Consider the following 19,997-nt stretch of genomic DNA (forward strand, 5'->3'; position numbering starts at 1 on the left):
CATTGACAGACCGTGAAAGAAAAAACCGCTTTAAGAAGCGGTTTTTTCTTGGTTGCGGCAGAGGCTTAGAAGTGCCATTCCAGCTGGACGGTCGGAGCGCTGGTCTTGATGCCAGGCTTCAGACGGCCATCCGCCATGTAGCGGTTGCCGAACTTGTTGTACCAGTACTCGTAACCGATACCCACCCATAGGGTGTTCTTCTTGTCGAAGGCCACTTTACCTACGTCCGCCATCAAAGAAGTACGGACCAGGACTTCAGACTTGGTGCTGATGCCAGCGTAGTCATCCCCCTTGGGGCCTGCGTAGTTGGCAAAGCCCTGGAACTTCAAAGGAACGGAGCCTACATCGAAGGGCAGGTTCCAGTTCAGGCTGGCCAGAAACTGCGTGTGAAAGGAGCTGCGACTGTCCGGGCAGGCCGGGGCGCCCAGGCCGCAATGGTTCCATTCTTTACCTACCATCAGGCTCAAATCTACAAAGCCGCGGGGTACGTCAAATTTGAAGGTCGGGCCCAATACCAGCAAGCGTTTGCGCGGTGCGAAAGCCGTGTTTTTGGTATTCAGGTCAAAGCCGGCGGTAACGGCCACATCTTTGACGGGGCCAAAGCTCATGTCTTTGTCAAACACCTTGCTCATGGACAATTGGTGGCGGTAAGTCGCGTAGAACTCGGTAGCGCCATTGCTGCCGTTGCCGCTGGAGGGGTCGTAGCGGTCAGACTGCAAAATGTCCAGGTTAAAGAAGTTCTGGCCCAGGCTGTAGCCGTTGACGTGCGTCAGGCTCAGGATGTGCTTTTGGATGGTCCGATCATTCATGGGCTCGGTGTATTGCGTGCTGAAGCGGTAGCCCAGGAAGGTGTCGCTCCAGTCTGCAGCCACTGCAGGGGTACTCAGAAGCGGGGCAGCCAAAAGGGCGCACGCCCAACGTGCAGGGTGTAGGTGTTTCATGGTGTCTCCTCTTTATTTGAGCAAAAACAGGTCCCTGGGATCTGTTGTCCCTTGTGGCCTGCTGCTTTGGTTTTCTTTGAGTGGGTGCTACTGACCTTGCTTAGATTAATTATGGACAGTCGATACTTTTTTGTAGGTACTGCTGAAATTTGAATCGCCGCCCTTTTTTAGGGGGCGGCGGTTCAAAACGGGGTGAGACTTAGCCGTTTTGTGAGGCCAATTGATTGTTCTCTTCGCTGGCCACTTGGGCAGCAGCTTGTTTGCGGGCCTGGGCTGCGGAGGACTCTACGGTGTGGCCCTGGTCAGCATATTTTTCAATGCCGTTGAAGAACAGGTTCAGCACGATGGCAGAGACAGCAGCCAGCAAGATTCCGCTATGCAGCAAGGGAGCCAGAGCGGGAGGCATTTTGTCCAGCAGGTGCTCAGCAACCAGGGGGATCATGCCAAAGCCCAGGCTGATGGCCACGATGTAGGGGTTGTAGGGGTTACGGTTCAGATTGGCAGACATCAGGATCTTGATGCCAGTAGCGCCCACCATGCCAAACATCACAATGCCGGCACCGCCCAATACATAGTTAGGGATGGAGGCTACGACGAAAGCCATTTTGGGGAACAGGCCCAGCATGATCAGAAAGGCGCCGCCCATTACACATACCCAGCGGCTACGCACGCCGGTCACGCTCACCAGACCCACGTTTTGCGAGAAAGAGCTGTGGGGGAACGTGTTCATGATGCCGCCCACCAAGGTACCCAGACCGTCGGTACGCAGACCGCGGACCAGATCTTCACGGCTGGTGGGGCGACCGCAGATGGAACCCAGGGCCAGGAACATGCCCAGCGATTCCACCATGATCACCACCATAATCAGGGACAGAACGGCAGCCGCACCCAACAAGGCCCAGCTAAATGTAGGGACACCAAAGTGGAAAGGCGTGACGATGGCAAACCAGCTGGTTTGATCCAGGCCTTCAAAACTGATGCGGCCCATGGCCAAAGAGACGAAAAAGCCAACCAGCAAACCAATCAGGACGGCGACGTTAGCCAGAAAGCCGCGGGCAAATTTGGTGATCAACAGAATGACGGTCAGAACCATCAAGGCAATCGCCAGGTTCTCCAGTGAGCCGTAATCCGGGTTGGGGATGGACATGCCTGTTGTGGGGTCGGTAATAGTGGGAGCGCCGCCACCAATCCAGTTCAAGCCCACGCGCATCAAGGTGACACCAATGACGGTAATAATGATGCCGGTCACGACCGGTGGAAACAGGCCCATCAGGCGGCTGAAAACCGGGGCAATAACAATACTGAAGATACCGGCCAGAATCGTGGCACCGAAAATGCCGGGCAAGCCTAGTTGCGGGTCTAGGCCGATGGCGACCATAGGGCTTACCGCTGCAAAGGATACGCCCATCATCACAGGCAGTTTGATACCGAAGATGCCAGCGCCACGCGCTTGGATAATGGTGATCAGGCCACAGCACAGCAGGTCAGCGTTAATCAGGAATGCAATCTGTTCTTTGGTCAGGCCCAGGGCCTCGCCAATGATCAGGGGGACAGCAACTGCACCCGCGTACATCACCATGACGTGTTGCAAACCAAGGGTTGCCAGGCGCCCTGTAGGTAGGCGTTCGTCTACACCGTCACAATCAGTTGGTGCGGACACTTCTGGGTTGGCGGACATCAAGGTCTCCTTAGTAATACGTTATGCGCAGCCGATGCCTGGGCCGCGTAAGCATAAAGTTATCGGATGGGCTGTATCACTGGAAGGCAGTACGACTTGATAAGTAGAATACGCAAAAGCTTATGGCAGGCTGCTCCCGAGTAGGGGAGATGGATATAAGCCCGGTAGACAGGGGCTACGTTCAAGCGGGCCTTTAGCAGATTCCAGCTTTTTTCATGGGTTTTTGCCTGCTAGGGGTATTGCCCACCTAGTCCATCCTAAAAAACTATGTTACTGACTTTCAGAGCCCTGTCTGATACAGGGTTTGAGTGTGATTTAAATAACTGATAAATATAAAAAAAGCGGCCTGATGGCCGCTTTTTTTTAGGGATGTTTTTACTTGTCGGACCACAGGACACCGGCTGTTGCCCAGTTCTCGCGCTTGACGTCAGTAAAAACGATATCCACGGCATCGGGTGTACAGCCAAGCACGCGACAGGCTTCCTTGGTCAGGGCCTGAGCAAGTTCGCGCTTGATTTCCACGGGACGGCCGTCGAATAGTTGTACGTTGATAGAAGGCATAAAAGCTCCGTAGGGAAAAGAAGGGTTAGCGGCAGAAGTCCGGCTCGCTCTGGTAGAGCTTGCGTAGCAAGGCTGGCCATTCTAACAAGCCTTCAGGCTCGTCCCCGGGCAAAAGCTGACGATGGGTCAAATCCAGTACCTCAGGGGGAGGCAGGTGCAATTGCTTGCTGGCCGCCATGGCAGAGAGCTGAATGCGGCAGGCTCGCTCCAGCGCATCCATCAAGACATAGGCTTCCGCCACCGTGCGCCCGCAAGTCAGTGCGCCATGATTGCGCAAAAGCATTGCCGGGTAGGAACCTAATTGCTTGAGCAGGGCTTCTTGCTCCTGTGCCGGAAAGGCCAGGCCGGCATAGTCGTGATAGCCAATGTCTTGCCAGAAACGCATGGCGTGCTGCGACAAGGGCAGCAGCCCACAACTCAGTGCCGAGACAGCAATGGAGGCGTCGGTATGTAAGTGAATGACACAGTGGGCGTCTTCACGGGCGCGGTGTACGGCCCCATGGATGGCAAAACCACTGGGGTTGGCGCGGCGGCCTGTGCCATCTACAACCTGTCCCTGGGTATCGATCAACAGCAGATTGGACGCGCAGATTTCATCAAAGCGCAGGCCAAAGGGATTGATCAGGAAAATATCGTCGTGGTCGGGCAGGCGCAGGGAGATATGGGTATAAATAATATCGTCCCAGCCTTGCCGGGCCGCCAGCCGGTAGGCAGCGGCCAGATTGACTCGGGCGCGCCATTGTTCGGGGTCTATATTCGCCGGACGGTGGGCGTAGATTGCAGCAATGTCCGGCGAGATGGGACAGGACTGGCTCACGCTGGGGTGGTTTCCAGTTCAGCGATGATCGCTTTCTCTTCCAGCTGAATCACGTCGCAGTTGTCGCCAGGGCCTTTGCGGTCGATAACGATGAAGTCAGCCACTTGGTTCAAGGCCATCAAGGGATGGTGCCAGACGCCGGTAGCATAGTTCACGCCTTGGTCGCCGCGAGCCAGGAACAAGCGCAGTTCAGACGCTTTGGGGGCGGGGCCAGCGGGGGCAACAATCACCAGGTAAGGTTGGCCGGACTGGGGAATGAAGGCTTGGCTACCCTTTGGGTGACGTTCCATCATTTCAACTGTGAAGGGCAGGCTACGGGGCAGACCGCGGAAGATGGACACAATGGCCTGGCCGTCTGGACCGGGATCAATCTTGGCCAAGTCGTGGTAGCGCTCGGTATTACCTTCGTTGATGGTGAAGTGCTGAACCGTGTCGGAAGCTTCGATCACATCCCCGTAAGGTGTGAAGGCTTCGGCAGTCAGGGTTTCCAGCTTCAATGTGATAGTCATGGCAGGTCCTTGTCAGGCAGACCGGCGTGGGGCTGGAAAGTGCCGCAGCACGCTAGGTCAGAGTTAACAATGGGGCAGCGCGTCATAAGTTTGCGCCAGGCTGCCCGGCGTAGGGTGGATCACCACGGTGGCCCACCCCGCATCCATCATTAGGCGAGCAGAGCGTCCAGGCGGAAACGGGCAATTTTGCCGATTTCGTTCAGGCAGGTCTGAAATTCCGTCTCGGCACTATTATTGAGGCGAGCTTCAACGGTGTCCATGATCTGGTAACGGCTCAAGCCTTTGACGGCAATAACGAAAGGAAAACCGAAGCGCTCGCGGTACTGGGCATTCAGACCACGCAGGCGGGCCAGCTCTTCAGCCGAGCACTGATCCAGGCCCGCGCCGCGCTGTTCGCCCGTCGATGCCGAGGTCAGCGTGCCTTGTTCTGCTTCCTTGCCAGCCAGCTCCGGGTGAGCACAGATCAGATTCTTTTGTTCTTCATGTGACGCGTCACGTACCACTTGCACCATGCAGGCGTGCAGTTGGTCCACGCTTTCAAACGGACGTTGCTCCCAGCTGCGCTCGGGCACCCAAGGGGAGTGTTCAAAAATACCTTCTAGCTTATCCACGAATTGGCTCTGGTCCAGGCTGGAGAGTTCGGTCAGAGCCTGGGTGGTGGTAAGGGTTTGAGTAGTCATGTGTAGTCCGATTATCTAAGCGTAAGTAAGCGAGCCGAATTGGCTTCAGGCGGGTGCCTCAGGGCCGTTTTTCATGGGTAGTGAGGGGGCGCTTATAGGGACTGTTTGATTTATTCAAACCCTTATAAGCTGCCGCCTGTGGGCTATGATTTTCTTATATGGGACCAGTTTAAGTTTTCTGTTTATAAATAAAATAGAATTAGGCGTATAAATGATATATGCCATCTCATATTGTGCATGTATGTCATTATCATGCTGGAAAAAAGCGTAAGAAGGAGAGAATAAGATGGCCGCCCGACGTGGGGATAACCCGCTTGATACCTATCTTCTGAGGGTATTTTGCTTACTCGTTACCGAGCGCAGTGTCTCGCGTACCGCGTTCAAAATGAACCAGTCGCAGCCTGCCATCAGTGCGGCCTTACGACGTTTGCGTGACATTATTGGCGATCCTTTGCTGGTTCGGGAGAAAGGGGGCATGGTGCCCACCGAACGCGCCATTGGTCTGTTGGCACATGCCAAAGGGGCCCTGGCAGAGATCGACTGCATGGTCAATGCACCGGATAGTTTTGACCCCCAGGTCAGCCGTAGCGAATTTCATATCGGTGCGCCGGACTATCTGGCGCCTGTTTTTATTGGCGGGGTGGTCGAGCGCATGCGCCGTGAGGCGCCCGGTGCGCGCTTGAGTCTGCATTCTCTGGACGCCAGTTTTGATTTCGAACGCTCGTTGGCGGAAGGGGATCTGGACATGGTGATCGGCAACTGGCCCGAACCGCCAGATCGCATGCACCTGTCCGTGCTGCTGGAAGACCAGATTGTTTGTTTGGTGGCAGCGACACATCCTCTGGCCCGCAAGGGGCTGACAATGGACGATTACTTGCGGGCGCGTCATGTGGTGCCCATGCCGTATTCGATCAATCAGCGCGGGGTGATTGACACGACATTGTCCGCCTTGCGCATTCAGCGCGATGAGAGCGTCGCCGTGCAGTCGTTTTCCGCAGCACCGTATTTGCTACAGAATACAGACCTAATTTTTACAACCTCGCGTCATTTCGCCGAGTTTTACTGCCGTTTATTGCCACTGGCTATATTGGAAGCGCCGCTGGAGTTTCCACCCATGCGTTTTTATCAGCTGTGGCATGAACGTAATCGGCATTCGCCCAGTCATCGCTGGCTGCGGCGACTTCTGACCGAGTGCGGCAATCAGTTGGCTTCCACCGAACCGTTGCCGCAGCCCGATTCCTGAGCCTGAATCCCGCAAAATACTTGCTTTCAGGCTCGCGCTCGGGCAAATTAGCGAGCTACTCCTGCCTACATGAAGGCAAGGCTGGACTTGACTAAAATTGTTGCACTTAATGCGACTAGTCACGGACACAAGCCCGAAGGCAGGTTGATAATGATGTAGTTCCTAACCTTGCAGGGTGTTTCGCGGTGTCTTTACCTCAGATGGGGGAATCCTTTACCTGGCTGTATATCTGTGTCGTGGCTTTTATGGTCGGCGGGCTCATTGTGGCTTCCGAACGCTGGCATGGCCGTTTGACCGGGGATAGCGATCTTAGTAAACCTCAGGCGTCTCATTCCCGCCCCACGCCCCGTGTCGGTGGCCTGGCGGTAGTGGCAGGTAGCCTGGCCGGTTTGCTGGTGCTGGGCCCCAGCAATATGACCTTGACTTGGCTGTGGCCCGTTTTGTTTCTGGCCGCTATGCCGGTGTTTGTGGCAGGTCTGGTGGAGGACATCACCAAGGACGTAGGTTCACTCAAGCGCTTGCTGGCCGCATTCCTGTCGGCCGCCATTGCCTGGTGGCTGCTGGGCGGCGTCTCTCGCGTTGGCGTCGGCTGGGCAGATTGGATTTTGGGTTTCTGGCCGATTTCCCTGCTCTTTACCATGATTGCCGTTGGCGGCTGTACCCATGCGCTCAATATTATTGATGGCATGAATGGCCTGGCAGGCATGATTGCCACCTTGATGTCCTTGTCTCTGGCTCTGGTGGCCTGGCAAGTGCAAGACGTACCCATTTTCCTGATTGCTGCCTCGCTGGCCTCGGCCACCCTGGGTTTTCTGGTCTGGAACTTTCCGTTTGGCCGGGTCTTTCTGGGGGATGGCGGGGCCTATTTTCTAGGTTTCATGCTGGCTGAGCTGGCTGTGACATTGGTAGTGCGCAACCCCAGTGTGTCGCCTTTTTACGCTCTGGCCGTGCTGTTTTACCCTGTCTTCGAGACCATGTTTTCGATCTGGCGCCGGCGCTTCAAGCGCGGGGTGCCAGTGGATCAACCCGACGCGCTGCACCTGCATCAGCTGGTGTTCCGTCGACTGGTCCGCTCTACGTTCAGCCGTGACAGCGCCGGCTCTTTACCGGCCTTTTGCAATGCCATGACCTCGCCCTATCTATGGGTCCTGGCCTTGATCGGTTTGGTTCCCGCCACCATCTGGTGGGACAATACCTGGGCTTTGTGTGCCAGCATGCTGGCCTTCTCACTGGTTTATATCTGGCTCTATTCCCGTCTGGTGTCGTGGCGTCGCCCCTCCTGGCTGCTGCTGCCCTCGGTACGGCGACGAGTCGATCGGGACTGATAGTGTGTCCGGCGTTCAAGATTATTCCTTGCGCATAGCGCTAACTGGAGAATGAAGTTGCTACTTGAGAATGTGAAACTGGCCGTAGTCGGCTTGGGATATGTCGGTTTGCCTTTGGCAGTCGAATTTGGCAAAAAGCGTTCCGTAATCGGTTTTGACATTAATCCGCGTCGTATCGCCGAGCTCAAGGAAGGGGTGGATCGCACCCTGGAAGTCGAGGACGACGAGCTCGCCGCTGCAAGCGGTTTGAGCTACTCCTGCGAAGCGGATGAGCTGGCCCAGGCCAACGTGTTCATCGTGACCGTGCCCACGCCGATTGATCAATTCAAACAGCCTGACCTGACCCCGCTGGTGCGCGCGTCCGAGACTATCGGCAAAGTGCTCAAGCGCGGCGATATCGTCATTTACGAATCCACGGTCTACCCTGGTGCCACCGAAGAAGTGTGTGTACCCGTGCTGGAGCAGGTGTCTGGCCTGCGTTTTAACGAAGACTTCTACGCCGGTTACAGCCCTGAGCGCATTAATCCAGGCGACAAGGAACACCGTGTCTCCACCATCAAGAAAGTAACTTCGGGTTCGACACCGGAGATTGCTGAGCTGGTGGATGCGCTGTACCGCGAAATCATTGTGGTCGGCACCTTTAAAGCCAGCTCGATTCGTGTAGCTGAAGCCGCCAAGGTGATCGAGAACACCCAGCGTGATGTGAACATCGCGCTGATCAACGAATTGGCCCTGATTTTCAACCGCTTGGGTATCGATACCCTGGACGTGCTGGAAGCGGCGGGTACCAAATGGAACTTCCTGCCTTTCCGTCCCGGTCTGGTGGGCGGCCACTGCATTGGCGTGGACCCCTATTACCTGACCCACAAGGCGCAAGCCATTGGCTATCACCCAGAAATCATTCTGGCCGGCCGTCGCCTGAATGACTCCATGGGCGGTTATGTGGCTTCCCAACTGGTTAAAGCCATGACCAAGCGTCGTATTCAGGTGCAAGGTGCGCGTGTTTTGCTCTTGGGTCTGGCCTTCAAAGAAAACTGCCCGGATCTGCGCAACACCCGCATCGTGGATATCGTGCATGAACTCAAACAGTACGATGTGCACGTGGACGTTTACGATCCTTGGGTTGACCCCAAAGAAGCGGAGCACGAGTACGGCATTACGCCCGTCGAAACCCCCAAAGCGGGCGAGTACGATGGCGTGATTGTGGCCGTGGCCCACAAACAGTTCAAAGAACTGGGCGTGGAAGGCGTGCGCCAGTGGGGCAAGCCTGAGCATGTGCTTTACGACTTGAAGTACGTGTTTGATCGCGAACAGTCCGACTTGCGCCTTTAATTTTGGAAAGCATCATGAGCTCTGCATTTGAACAGGCGAGCCAGCAACTGCGCAGCCAGCCCAAGACGTGGCTGGTTAGCGGTTGTGCCGGCTTTATTGGATCCAATCTGCTGGAGGCCTTGCTCAAGCTGGACCAACAGGTAGTGGGTCTGGATAACTTTGCCACTGGCCACCAATACAATCTGGACGAGGTCCGCGACCAGGTCGGTGCCGAGCGCTGGGCAAATTTCCGCTTCATCGAAGGCGATATTCGCAATCTGGAAACCTGTCGCGACGCTGTTAAAGGCGTGGACTATGTGTTGCATCAGGCTGCGCTGGGCTCAGTGCCCCGCTCTCTGAATGACCCGCTGACTTCCAACGAAGTGAACGTCAACGGTGCGCTCAATATGATGGTTGCAGCGCGTGATGAACAGGTTAAAGCCTTTGTTTACGCCGCTTCCAGCTCCACGTATGGTGACCACCCAGGTTTGCCCAAAGTGGAAGATACGATTGGCCGTCCGCTGTCGCCGTACGCTGTGACTAAATTCGTCAATGAGCTCTACGCCGATGTCTTTGCGCGTGCGTACAGCTTTTCCAGTGTGGGCCTGCGTTACTTCAACGTGTTTGGCAAACGTCAGGACCCTAATGGCGCCTACGCCGCTGTGATCCCCAAATGGGTATCGGCCATGATCCAGAACCAGGATGTACAAATCAATGGTGATGGTCAGACCAGCCGCGATTTCTGCTTTATTGAGAACGTTATCCAGATGAATATTCTGGCCGCCGTTCAGCAAAAGCCTGGCGTGGCCGAAGTCTATAACGTAGCGGTGAATGCCCGTACCAGCTTGAATGAGCTGTTCGAGCATTTGAAGCAGACCTTGAGCAGCAATGGTGTGAATTACACCAAGCAACCCATTTATGCGGATTTCCGCGCCGGTGATGTGCTGCATTCGCAAGCCGATATTTCCAAGGCACGCACGCAGCTGGGCTACGAGCCGACTCACACGATCTTGCAGGGCTTGAACACTGCCATGCCCTGGTATGTGGCGTTCCTGAGTTGATTTGGGCCGGCCTGAAAGCACGCCTGTCTAGTCTGCACGACGACCACCGTCGCATCGCCCTGGGGGCGATGCGGGTGGCGTTTTTTCTATTGCTGGGCAAAGCAGCGGGCGCTTTCAAAGAAATGGCCGTGGCGTACCGCTACGGTGTCAGTGATGTAGTCGATGCCTATCAGTTCACGATGGTCATGGCCAATTGGCTGCCTGTCACTATCGTGGGTTCCATGTCTGTGGTGCTGATTCCGGTTCTGGTGCGTCTGCACCGGCTGGAGCCAGCGGCGCGCAGCCGCTTTCTGGGTGAACTGAAAGCCTGGTGTATTGTGCTGGGCTGTGTGCTGGGCGTACTGATCTGGATCAGTTGGCCTTGGGTGCTGCAGTGGACCGGGCAGGGCCTGAGCCCCGCTGTTCGTGAAATGAGTCAGGAGCTGCTGTTCGCCTTTGCGCCTGCTGCTGTTCTGACTCTGATGATTGGTTTGAGTGCCGCCCGTTTGCGAGCGCATGAACGCCACATCAATACTTTGCTGGAAAGTGTCCCGGCCTTTGTCATTCTGATTTGGGTGTTGGCCGCGGGCAGCAATGCCGGTATTGGCCCCCTGTTATGGGGCACCTTGCTGGGCATGACGATTCAAGCCGTCTGGCTGATGGTGCTGGCGTCAAAGGCCGACCAAATCTGGGCTCGTCCCACTGTCAGCCTGCGAGCCGAGCAATGGCCTGATTTGCTCAAGGCCGCCACCATCATGCTGGTCGGACAAGTGGCCATGAGCTTTGTGGGGCCGATTGACCAATACACTGCTGCCAATCTGGGAGCGAATGCGAACTCGACCCTGGGCTATGCCACCCGTTTGCTGGCTTTGGTGCTGGGCGTGGGTGCAGCGTCGGTAGGTCGGGCTGCTTTGCCGGTGCTGGCCGATATCCAGAGCCGTGGCGACAATGCGCGTGCCCGTTCCATGGCCTTGAAGTGGTCGGTGATGATGGTGCTGGCTGGCGCTGCTGCGGCTGCGCTGGGTGTTGTGCTGGCCCCCTGGGGGGTCGCCCTCTTGTTTGAGCGTGGAGCCTTTACCGCTCAAGACACGGCTACCGTCGCGCAGGTTTTCAGTTGGGGCCTGGTTCAGCTGCCATTTTATTTTGGGGTGTTGATTCTGGTGCAGTTGCTGGCCAGTCAGAACCGCTACAAGTCCATGGCGATTATTGCCGTGATCAACTTTTTGGTGAAAGCAGCGCTTAATCCCGTGCTGGCCGCGCGCATGGGGCCGTCGGGCATCATGTTGGCAACCAGCCTGATGTATGCCGCTTCTTTCACTTGTTATTTCATCTTGGCCTTAAAGCCAGCCAGTGCGGTAGCGCCTGGTTCGCAGGAATAGGAAAACGTGCACAGTCATTCAGCAGTTCGCCCTCATATCATGTTGCTTATCCACTCTTTGGGTGGGGGCGGGGCAGAACGTGTCGCAGTCGATTTAAGCGCAGCCTGGGTGGCACGCGGCTATCGAGTGTCTCTGGTGACTCAGGCAGGTCGTGATAAAGATGCGTATACCGTTGCCGAAGGTGTGGAGCGCCACGTCCTGAATACGGCCGGCAGCAGCCGCGGGCGTCTGGATGCTTTATGGAAAAACTGGCGTCGTGTCAGCCGCCTGCGCTCTTTGCTGCGCCGGGCCAAACCAGATGTGGTGCTGGGCATGATGACAACTTCGTCCGTGCTGGCCATTTCGGCAGCCAAGGGCTTGCCGTGTAAAGTGATCGCCACTGAACATACGCATCCGCCGTCTCAGTCTTTGTCGCCTTTCTGGCAAAAGGCCCGCCTGCGCAGCTATCCCAAGGCCCATTCGGTTATTGCCTTGACCGCGGGTACGGCTGATTGGCTGCGTGAACACGTGCCAGGCAGCCATGTTCAAGTCATTCCCAATGCCGTACGCTGGCCTATGGATAGTGCCGAGCCCTTTGTGTCGGTGCCCGAGCAGGCGGCAGGGCGCAAACGCCTGCTGGCAGTGGGGCGCTTGCACCCGGTTAAAGGGTTCGACACGCTGATTGAATCTTTTGCCATGCTGTCCAACTATTTCCCGGACTGGGATCTGGTTATTTTGGGCGAGGGCGATCAGCGCGTACCCCTTGAAGCACGGATTGAGGAACTGGGATTGCAGGACCGCGTCCAATTGCCTGGCCGAGTCGGCAATATGGCGGACTGGTACGAACAATCCGATTTGTATGTGCTCAGCTCCCGTATGGAGGGGCTGTCCAATAGCTTGCTTGAGGCAATGGCCAGTGGTTTGACCGCTGTGGCATTTGATTGCGATACCGGCCCGCGCGAGATTATTCGCGCCAATATTGACGGCGTGCTGGTGCGTCCGATTGAGGATGTGGAAGCCTTGGCAGCCCATTTGTCAGACCTGATGTCCAATCAGGACAAGCGCCAACGCTTGGCGCGACGCGCAACGGATGTGCGCGACCGCTTCTCCTCGGCCCGGGTTCTGGCGCTGTGGCAGCAAGTGTTGGAACAGTGTCTGCGTCGGCCTTAAAATGGCGTTTTGCCTAATTGCCCCGGTCGATGAGCCCACGGAGGCCCAGTGAATATTCTGTTTTTTGTCAGCTCCCTGAACGCAGGCGGCGCCGAACGCGTCGCCTCCACCCTGGCAAATGCCTGGGGTTTGCGGGGAGATCAGGTCACCTTGGTGCCCACTTATAGTGGGGGTGGCAGTGCGTTTTACCCGATCGACTCCAAGGTAGAGTTGGTGTGGCTGGCCCATCGCATGCGCGGCAGCTACTTACCCAAGCCCTTGGCCAAGTTGCGGGCCATGCGCAAGCTGGTGCGCGAAAAACAACCTGATGTCATCGTGTCTTTTTTGACGAATGTGAATATCAACGTATTGCTGGGATTGGGCGGCATGGGCGTGCCCATTGTGGTGGGTGAACGTACCAACCCCGCTTTCAGCAGCAGTGCGGGCAAACTTTTACAAAACCTGCGCCGCCGCTTGTATCCCAAGGCGCAGGTGGTGACGGTACAGACGCGTGCCAGCGTGGCCGCCTTTCAGGCAATGGTACCGGGTATGAAGCAGGTCATGGTGGTGCCAAACCCCTTGCCTCAAGCCTTGGATGCCGTACAGCGAGAAGTGCGTGTGGAAGAAAACCGCCATTGCACCTTGATGGCAATGGGACGGTTAGTCCCGTCCAAGCGCTTTGATGTCTTGATTCGCGTGTTTGCCAGTCTGGCCGCCGAACATCCCGAGTGGACGTTGAAAATTTGGGGTGATGGTCCGCAGCGTGCCCAATTGGTGCAGCAGATTGCCATGTCCGGTGCCGCCGATCGAATCGAGCTGGCAGGCAAGACGGCCCAGCCTTGGCAGGAGATGGCACGGTCTCACGCTTTTGTGATGACGTCGGAGGTGGAAGGTTTTCCCAATGTCTTGCTAGAAGCAATGGCCATGGGTTTGCCCGCCGTGACAGTGGATTGTCCTAGTGGCCCGCGTGAAATCAGTTCGGATGGAAAAGATGCTTTACTGGTGCCGGTTGGTGATGAAGGTGCGCTGACCGCTGCGCTGGCCGAACTGATGGGTGACGGCGTTTTTCGAGGCGTATTAGGACGCCGAGCCGCAGCGGCTGTACGTCAACGTTATGAACTAGAGCAGGTTTTGCTTAATTGGGATCAGGTCTTTCAGGCCGCCCGTAGTAGTACAGCAGAGGGAGCCAAAGCATGAGCGCATCGCAGCCAGAGCCTTTGAATCAAGCGGCAAACGCCGTGGACGGCAAGCCGGAAAAAACCACTACACCTTTGCGAGTCGTGCATATTATTGCGGGTCTGGGGCAGGGTGGTGCGGAAACGGTGCTGTTCCGTTTGGCCACAGCGCCAGGCCAGGAGACTGAGCACATCGTGATTTCCCTGGGTGGAGAGGATGTGTTCGGCCCCCAATTGCGCGCTGCAGGCATTCCTTTGTATTGCTTGCAGATGCAGTCCCCTTTGGGTTTCCTCAAGGGGCTGGGTTCTTTGACACGGGTGCTGCGCGAGGTACAGCCTGATGTGGTGCAAACCTGGATGTACCACTCTGATCTGATCGGTGGTGCTGCTGCGCGCTTAGTTGGAATTCCCGCTGTCTCCTGGGGCATCCGTAACTCCGGTGCGAATCTGTATCAGGGCAGTCCCAAGGCTCGGATGGTAGCTTGGATGTGTGCCCGCCTGTCGCGCTTTATCCCTAAGCTGATTGTGTCTTGCGCAGAAAATGCAGCCCGTCGTCATAAGCAGTGGGGCTACCGTGCCGACATCATGAAAGTGATTCCCAACGGCTACGATTTAAGCCGCTGGCACCCCGATCAGCAAGCTCGCGAAGAAGTACGCCAAGAGCTGGGCTTGTCGCTGGAGACTCCTGTTATTGGTAGTGTGGCCCGCTGGAATCCTTTGAAAGACCACCCGAACTTGCTGGCCGCCTTGGCCCGCAGCTTGCATCGTCATCCTGATCTGCGTTGTCTGTTGATTGGTGACGGAATGGACAGCAGCAATGAAACCCTGATGCGCTTGCTGGATCAGCACCAATTGCGCGAGAGCGTGATCTTGATGGGACGGCGCAGCGACGTGCCCCGCCTGATGAACGCCTTGGATGTACATGTGCTGTCCAGTTCGGCAGAGGGCTTCCCTAACGTGGTGTGTGAGGCAATGGCGGCCGGGGTGTCCAATGTGGTCACTGATGTGGGTGACGCGGCCTTGATTGTCGGTAATGAGGGCTGGATCGTCCCGCCCAGCAATGCTGAAGCGCTGGCTGGTGCGATCACCAGCGCGGTCGATGAGCTGGGTGCGCCTTCCTGGCAGGCTCGCCATGAACATGCCCGCGAGCGTGTTGCCCGCCTGTTTTCTTTGGAAGGCATGGTCAAGAACTACACGCAGGCTTGGAAAACCTTGGTGGCGCAGTATCCGCCAAAACGCAAACGTAGCCGGCAAGCGCTGACGGTGCTCACTGACGAGTCCGGCAGCAAAACCAAAATGCTGATGTTTGTGGTCAATAATCCCGCTTTTTTCCTGTCTCACCGCTTGCCCCTGGCTTTAGCTGCCCAGCGTGATGGTTACGATGTGCATGTGGCCACGATGGATGGCCCGGCAGTTGCCGAGATCGAACGTAATGGCTTGCAGCACCATGCTTTGCCCATGACTCGCAGTGGCACCAATCCCTTGCAGGAGTTGCGCACCATCTGGGCATTGTGGCGTTTGTTTCGCCGTGAGCGCCCCGAGCTGGTTCATGCCGTGACCATCAAGCCGGTGCTGTACGGTGGCATTGCCGCTCGTCTAGCCGGGGTACCGGGCTTTCTGGCTGCGGTATCTGGTTTGGGCTATGTCTTTACTCAGCGTGATAAGTCTGTAGACCCGGTGCGCTGGACTGCCTTGCTGCTCTATAAACTGGCTTTGGGTCATCCCAATAGCCGGGTGATTTTTCAAAATACGAATGATCGCGATGTCTTGCTGGAAGATCGCGTCGTCAAGCGCGAGCAGTGCGTCATGATTCGCGGCTCCGGTGTTGATTTGAACCAATTCCAAGCCTTGCCTGAACCAGAGGGCCCACCCGTGGCCTTGATGGTGTCGCGTTTATTGGTGGACAAGGGCGTGCGCGAGTTTGTGGAAGCGGCACGGATCAGCGCCGCTCAGGGCAGCCCGGTGAAATGGGTGCTGGCGGGTAGCCCGGACCCTGGTAATCCGGCCAGCATTAGCGATCAGGAATGGCAGAACTGGCAAAAGCAGGGAGTGGTGGAGTGCTTGGGCGAGCGTAGTGATATTGCCAATTTATATACGCAGTCCCATATCGCGGTCTTGCCGTCCTACCGCGAAGGTTTGCCTAAATCATTGGTGGAAGCGGCGGCTTGTGGACGCGCTGTTGTCACGACTGATGTGCCTGGTTGCCGTGATGCGATTGAACCGGGCGTCACCGGCCTGCTGGTCCCCGTGCGTAATGCACAGGCTCTGGCCAAGGCGGTGATGGAGCTGGGTGAAGACGCTGTTCGACGTCAAACCATGGGTTCTGAAGGCCGCCGTCTAGCCGAAGAAGCCTTTGATATTGGCCGCATTAGTGAAGCGCATCTGGATCTGTACCAGTATCTGAGTCAATAAATTGACTAGCTGCTTGTTTTGCTAGCTATCAATAAAAAAGGGCACGGATTTCAATCCGTGCCCTTTTTTGTTTGCTTAGGCTTAGAACGGTAATTCAGCGTCGGGTTTTAGAGCCAGCAAGGCAGCACGGAATTCGCCCTGAATGCGATCCAACGCTTCTTGAGACTGGGCTTCAAAGCGCAGCACAATTACCGGCGTGGTGTTGGAAGCACGGGCCAGGCCAAAGCCGTCCGGATATTCGGCACGCACGCCATCAATAGTGTTCAGGCTGTCGGCGCTGGGGAAACGACCTTCTTGTTGCAGGCGGGCGATCAAGGTGTGGGGTTCACCTTCAGCCAAGGGCAGCTTGAGCTCCGGCGTGGACAAGTCTTGCGGCAAGGCCTCCAGCTGGGCGGTGGGGTCATCGCCACGCGACAGAATCGCCAGCAGACGGGCACCGGTGTACAAGCCATCATCAAAACCGTACCAAGCTTCTTTGAAGAACACGTGGCCGCTCATCTCGCCAGCCAGCGGGGCACCTGTTTCAGCCAGCTTGGCCTTGATCAGCGAGTGTCCGGTCTGCCACATCAAGGGCTGACCACCCGCCTTGGCAATTTCCAGTGCTACGTGGCGGCTGCACTTCACGTCAAAAATAATGGTGGAACCGGGCTTTCGCTGCAAAATATCGCGTGCGTACAAAATCAGTTGGCGGTCTGGCCAGATGATTTGACCGGAGCGGGTCACCACACCCAGACGGTCAGCATCGCCGTCAAAGGCCAAACCCACTTCGCAGTCGGTGCTTTGAACATGGGCGATCAGGTCTTGCAGGTTGTGCGGTTCGGCTGGATCGGGATGGTGGTTGGGGAAATTGCCATCAACGTCTTCAAACAGCATGTCCACTTCGCAGCCCAAAGCCTTGAACAGGCGAGCTGCCACCACACCACCTACGCCATTGCCGCAATCCAGGGCAATTTTCATGGGGCGTGACAGCTTCACACGCTCGGCAATGGTGCTGACGTATTGGTCCAGAATATCAATTTTTCGGCCTGTACCGGGCTGATCCACAGCTTCCAAACCATTCAAGATGCGCTGCTTTAAGGCCTGGATATCGCTGCCGTGCAGGGTTTTGCCGGCCATCATCATCTTGAAGCCGTTGTAGTTGGGCGGGTTGTGGCTGCCTGTAATGGCGACGCCCGAACCTGTTTCCAGCACATTGGCGGCAAAGTAAACGACGGGGGTGGGCACCATGCCCAGATCAACGGTATTGACACCGCCCGCCTGAATGCCTTTCTGTAAGGCCTGGGACAGGCCAGGGCTACTGTGTCGGCCATCGTAGCCAACCACCAGCGTTTGCACCTCTTGTTCGCGAGCACTGGCCGCCAGGGCCAGGCCTAGCTGGTACGCAAAATCAGGATTTAATTGTTCAGGAACGGTGCCGCGAATATCGTAGGCTTTGAAAACAGCGTCCGGTAGGGCATAAATAGGGGCCACAGCAAGTCCTAAGGCAGTTAAACAAAGAAACCAGTTTAGCTCGAATGTGGCCGGCTTTCGTGAGTTACCATTGAGCAGGTTTATTAGCTTTCGCGCGACAGCAAAAGCGCCTGATTGTTTTTATTGAGTGGCTTGGGTCATGACTTTTCTGAATGAACTTGAACAGCGTATTGGTCAGCAACATGTGCTGACAGGGCAATCCATGCAGCAGTACCTGGAGGATTGGCGTGGACGCTATACCGGTACGGCTCTGGCGGTTGCGCGGCCAGCGACCACGGAAGAGGTGGCCCAGGTGGTGCGTTTGTGTGCAGAGCACCGGGTGCCTATCGTCCCGCAAGGTGGCAATACCGGTCTGTGCGGTGGCGCAACCCCGGATAACAGTGCAACAGCACTGGTGCTGTCGTTGGAGCGCTTGAACAAGATCCGCAGCGTCGATATCGATAACGACACTATGGTGGTGGAGGCGGGCTGCATTTTGCAAAATGTGCAGCAGGCTGCGCGTGATCATCAGCGCCTGTTTCCCTTGAGCCTGGCGGCAGAGGGCAGTTGCACGATTGGCGGCAACCTGGCCACCAATGCGGGCGGCACGCAGGTTCTGCGTTATGGCAATGCTCGTGATCTGACTTTAGGCCTGGAAGTGGTAACGGCCCAAGGCGAAATCATGCATGGTTTGCTGGGTCTGCGTAAGGACAATACGGGCTACGACCTGCGTAATCTGTTTATTGGCAGCGAAGGCACTTTAGGCATCATCACCGCCGCGACCATCAAGTTGTACCCTCAGCCGGTGGCAGCTTGCACCGCCTTGCTGGCCTTGAATACGATTGAAGATGCCGTACAAGTGTTGGCCTTGTCCCGTCAGGGCTTGGCAGCGTCCTTGACCGGCTTTGAACTGATTGCGGGCAACTGCCTGCAAGCGGTGCTGCATTGCTACCCCGATCAGCGTATGCCTTTCCAGGGTCCTGCTGAAAAGGCTCCTTGGTACGCCTTGCTGGAGCTGTCGGATAGCGAAAGCTTGGAACATGCCCGTGAGCGCTTTGAAACGGTGATTGGGCAGGCGCTGGAACAAGATCTGGTGCAGGACGCCGTGATTGCCGAGACCATCGCACAAAGCAAAGCACTCTGGCATTTGCGTGAGAGCATTCCGCTGGCCGAAAAAGCCTATGGCAAAAGCATCAAGCATGACGTGTCCCTGCCTGTGTCGGTGATGTCGCAATTCGTGCATGAAACTGACCAGGCTTTGCAGGAAGCCTTCCCAGGCTTGGAGAACGTGACCTTTGGACACTTGGGCGATGGCAATCTGCACTACAACGTGGCACGTGGTACGGCCTTTACGGAAGATGAGCTGTTAAAGCATCAGGACGAGATCTACGCATTGGTACATGACAGCGTGCATCGTTTCCATGGTTCTATCAGTGCCGAGCACGGCGTTGGGCAGCTCAAGCGCCAGCTTTTGCCACGCTATAAAGATCCCGTTTCCTTGAGTTTGATGAAGCAAATCAAGCTTGCGCTGGACCCCTTGGGGATCATGAACCCCGGTAAGGTTTTGCCTGATTAATAGAAGTTATTTGGTATTTAGATGTTCTTTCGCCCCTATATCGTTGCCAGTGCCGTTTTTTTTATTGTTTTGGGAATAGCAGCGTCCTTGACGCTGGGCTCAGCGACGGACATGTCGCTGAGCGCCTATTTTTATGACCCCCAAGCGCAGGACTTCCCTTGGCGCCTACAGCCTTTTGTCGATCTGTTCGGGCGCAGGCTGGTGTGGTTTGTCCCTTTTGGTGGTGCGTTGGTCTGGGCGATCGTGGCCTGGCGGCAGCCCAAAGGGTCACGCCATCAATTGGCTTGGGCGGGGGCGGCGGTGTATATGGGCAGCGGGCCTTTGCTGGTCGGGGTGCTTAAGCATTTAACTGCGATGCCCCGGCCCTTTAATTTAATGAGCTTTGGTGGCGTGGAATCCATGCCCACTTACTTTTGGGCCAACTCCTGGGCTGAAGCTGGCAATGCTTTGCCTAGCGCTCATGCGGCATCGGGTTTTGTGTTGCTGTCGCTGTTTTTTGTGGGCGTCTTTATCAGTTGCCGCAAATTGGCAGCATGGGGTTTTGTACTGGGCATTAGCGCTGGTTTGCTGTTTGGGTTTTTGCGCATCATGCAGGGCTATCATTTCTTAAGCCAGGTATTGGCCTCAGGAGCGGTATTAGGCTTGTATGGTTGCGTATTGTTTTATGCGCTGTGGACTTGGGCCAGGCATAAGCAATTGCCCTGATAAGCGGCTTGCCTTTGTCCGTAGGGACTTGATGAAATAGAAACACCCCAAAGTCGGAGTACAACTCC

Annotated in this window: 17 protein-coding genes and 1 pseudogene; 11 read left to right on the top strand and 7 right to left on the bottom strand. The window is 56.3% G+C overall.

From position 1 onward, the window contains the following. Window positions 1-65 precede the first annotated feature (65 nt). From AC1RSM_RS10220 to uraD, 6 genes are all read right to left on the bottom strand, one after another. A complete protein-coding gene (locus AC1RSM_RS10220) occupies window positions 66-941 on the bottom strand; it encodes a hypothetical protein (RefSeq protein ID WP_492932146.1) in 876 nt (291 codons plus the stop codon). 199 nt (window positions 942-1,140) lie between these two features. Further along, window positions 1,141-2,619, bottom strand: coding sequence for a nucleobase:cation symporter-2 family protein (locus AC1RSM_RS10225; protein WP_492932148.1), 1,479 nt, complete (start codon window positions 2,617-2,619; stop codon window positions 1,141-1,143). A gap of 375 nt (window positions 2,620-2,994) precedes the next feature. Continuing rightward, a complete protein-coding gene (locus tag AC1RSM_RS10230; protein ID WP_121738061.1) occupies window positions 2,995-3,180 on the bottom strand; it encodes a 4-oxalocrotonate tautomerase in 186 nt (61 codons plus the stop codon). A 25-nt stretch (window positions 3,181-3,205) separates the two neighbouring features. After that, window positions 3,206-3,997 carry a class II aldolase/adducin family protein gene (locus tag AC1RSM_RS10235; protein WP_492932151.1) on the bottom strand — a complete coding sequence of 264 codons (792 nt, stop codon included), beginning with the start codon at window positions 3,995-3,997 and terminating at the stop codon, window positions 3,206-3,208. Then, on the bottom strand, window positions 3,994-4,506 hold the full coding sequence (locus AC1RSM_RS10240; protein WP_492932153.1) for an ureidoglycolate lyase: 513 nt from the start codon (window positions 4,504-4,506) through the stop codon (window positions 3,994-3,996). The genes AC1RSM_RS10235 and AC1RSM_RS10240 overlap by 4 nt, the downstream gene beginning before the upstream one ends. 149 nt (window positions 4,507-4,655) lie before the next feature. Beyond that, window positions 4,656-5,186 carry a 2-oxo-4-hydroxy-4-carboxy-5-ureidoimidazoline decarboxylase gene (gene uraD, locus AC1RSM_RS10245; RefSeq protein WP_492932155.1) on the bottom strand — a complete coding sequence of 177 codons (531 nt, stop codon included), beginning with the start codon at window positions 5,184-5,186 and terminating at the stop codon, window positions 4,656-4,658. Window positions 5,187-5,472: 286 nt separating this feature from the next. On the opposite strand from uraD, the gene AC1RSM_RS10250 reads away from it, so the two are divergent. The 9 genes and pseudogenes from AC1RSM_RS10250 (at window position 5,473) to AC1RSM_RS10290 (ending at window position 16,199) form a co-directional block, all read left to right on the top strand. Continuing rightward, entirely contained in the window at window positions 5,473-6,429 is a 957-nt protein-coding gene (locus tag AC1RSM_RS10250) for a LysR family transcriptional regulator (protein WP_492932156.1), read from the top strand. A gap of 200 nt (window positions 6,430-6,629) precedes the next feature. Beyond that, window positions 6,630-7,754, top strand: a complete 1,125-nt coding sequence (locus AC1RSM_RS10255; protein WP_492932968.1) for an MraY family glycosyltransferase — start codon at window positions 6,630-6,632, stop codon at window positions 7,752-7,754. 51 nt (window positions 7,755-7,805) lie between these two features. Next, window positions 7,806-9,086 carry a Vi polysaccharide biosynthesis UDP-N-acetylglucosamine C-6 dehydrogenase TviB gene (tviB, locus tag AC1RSM_RS10260; RefSeq protein WP_492932158.1) on the top strand — a complete coding sequence of 427 codons (1,281 nt, stop codon included), beginning with the start codon at window positions 7,806-7,808 and terminating at the stop codon, window positions 9,084-9,086. Window positions 9,087-9,100: 14 nt separating this feature from the next. Continuing rightward, window positions 9,101-10,126 (top strand): SDR family oxidoreductase, encoded by a 1,026-nt coding sequence (locus AC1RSM_RS10265; protein ID WP_492932160.1) that lies wholly within the window; start codon window positions 9,101-9,103, stop codon window positions 10,124-10,126. After that, window positions 10,123-11,484 (top strand): murein biosynthesis integral membrane protein MurJ, encoded by a 1,362-nt coding sequence (murJ, locus tag AC1RSM_RS10270; protein WP_492932162.1) that lies wholly within the window; start codon window positions 10,123-10,125, stop codon window positions 11,482-11,484. The genes AC1RSM_RS10265 and murJ overlap by 4 nt, the downstream gene beginning before the upstream one ends. Window positions 11,485-11,523: 39 nt before the next feature. After that, complete coding sequence (locus AC1RSM_RS10275; RefSeq protein WP_492932164.1) at window positions 11,524-12,633, top strand: glycosyltransferase family 4 protein; 1,110 nt, start codon at window positions 11,524-11,526, stop codon at window positions 12,631-12,633. Between the two features lie 48 nt (window positions 12,634-12,681). Continuing rightward, a complete protein-coding gene (locus AC1RSM_RS10280) occupies window positions 12,682-13,809 on the top strand; it encodes a glycosyltransferase family 4 protein (protein WP_492932166.1) in 1,128 nt (375 codons plus the stop codon). Continuing rightward, window positions 13,806-14,876, top strand: a pseudogene (locus tag AC1RSM_RS10285) (glycosyltransferase family 4 protein); the annotation flags it as partial. The gene AC1RSM_RS10280 and the pseudogene AC1RSM_RS10285, both read left to right, overlap by 4 nt. Before the next feature lie 207 nt (window positions 14,877-15,083). Beyond that, window positions 15,084-16,199 carry a glycosyltransferase family 4 protein gene (locus tag AC1RSM_RS10290; protein WP_492932969.1) on the top strand — a complete coding sequence of 372 codons (1,116 nt, stop codon included), beginning with the start codon at window positions 15,084-15,086 and terminating at the stop codon, window positions 16,197-16,199. Window positions 16,200-16,280: 81 nt separating this feature from the next. Here the strand turns inward: AC1RSM_RS10290 and AC1RSM_RS10295 are convergent, their stop codons facing one another. After that, complete coding sequence (locus AC1RSM_RS10295; protein ID WP_492932168.1) at window positions 16,281-17,669, bottom strand: phosphomannomutase/phosphoglucomutase; 1,389 nt, start codon at window positions 17,667-17,669, stop codon at window positions 16,281-16,283. 139 nt (window positions 17,670-17,808) lie between these two features. Between AC1RSM_RS10295 and AC1RSM_RS10300 the strand changes: the two genes are divergently transcribed. Together AC1RSM_RS10300 and AC1RSM_RS10305 are read left to right on the top strand one after the other, a co-directional pair. After that, window positions 17,809-19,224, top strand: coding sequence for an FAD-binding oxidoreductase (locus tag AC1RSM_RS10300; protein ID WP_492932170.1), 1,416 nt, complete (start codon window positions 17,809-17,811; stop codon window positions 19,222-19,224). A gap of 21 nt (window positions 19,225-19,245) precedes the next feature. Continuing rightward, window positions 19,246-19,929: a phosphatase PAP2 family protein gene (locus AC1RSM_RS10305; RefSeq protein ID WP_492932172.1), complete on the top strand. Its 684-nt coding sequence runs from the start codon at window positions 19,246-19,248 to the stop codon at window positions 19,927-19,929. The last annotated feature ends 68 nt before the right edge of the window (window positions 19,930-19,997 follow it).

Source organism: Alcaligenes sp. GW821-FHT11D07 (assembly GCF_058808495.1).

Coding starts and splice junctions, on each gene's coding strand:
- AC1RSM_RS10220 (WP_492932146.1), bottom strand. CDS start 941: ATGAAACACCTACACCCTGCACGTTGGGCGTGCGCCCTTTTGGCTGCC.
- AC1RSM_RS10225 (WP_492932148.1), bottom strand. CDS start 2,619: ATGTCCGCCAACCCAGAAGTGTCCGCACCAACTGATTGTGACGGTGTA.
- AC1RSM_RS10230 (WP_121738061.1), bottom strand. CDS start 3,180: ATGCCTTCTATCAACGTACAACTATTCGACGGCCGTCCCGTGGAAATC.
- AC1RSM_RS10240 (WP_492932153.1), bottom strand. CDS start 4,506: ATGACTATCACATTGAAGCTGGAAACCCTGACTGCCGAAGCCTTCACA.
- uraD (WP_492932155.1), bottom strand. CDS start 5,186: ATGACTACTCAAACCCTTACCACCACCCAGGCTCTGACCGAACTCTCC.
- AC1RSM_RS10250 (WP_492932156.1), top strand. CDS start 5,473: ATGGCCGCCCGACGTGGGGATAACCCGCTTGATACCTATCTTCTGAGG.
- AC1RSM_RS10255 (WP_492932968.1), top strand. CDS start 6,630: ATGGGGGAATCCTTTACCTGGCTGTATATCTGTGTCGTGGCTTTTATG.
- tviB (WP_492932158.1), top strand. CDS start 7,806: ATGAAGTTGCTACTTGAGAATGTGAAACTGGCCGTAGTCGGCTTGGGA.
- AC1RSM_RS10265 (WP_492932160.1), top strand. CDS start 9,101: ATGAGCTCTGCATTTGAACAGGCGAGCCAGCAACTGCGCAGCCAGCCC.
- AC1RSM_RS10275 (WP_492932164.1), top strand. CDS start 11,524: ATGTTGCTTATCCACTCTTTGGGTGGGGGCGGGGCAGAACGTGTCGCA.
- AC1RSM_RS10290 (WP_492932969.1), top strand. CDS start 15,084: ATGCTGATGTTTGTGGTCAATAATCCCGCTTTTTTCCTGTCTCACCGC.
- AC1RSM_RS10300 (WP_492932170.1), top strand. CDS start 17,809: ATGACTTTTCTGAATGAACTTGAACAGCGTATTGGTCAGCAACATGTG.
- AC1RSM_RS10305 (WP_492932172.1), top strand. CDS start 19,246: ATGTTCTTTCGCCCCTATATCGTTGCCAGTGCCGTTTTTTTTATTGTT.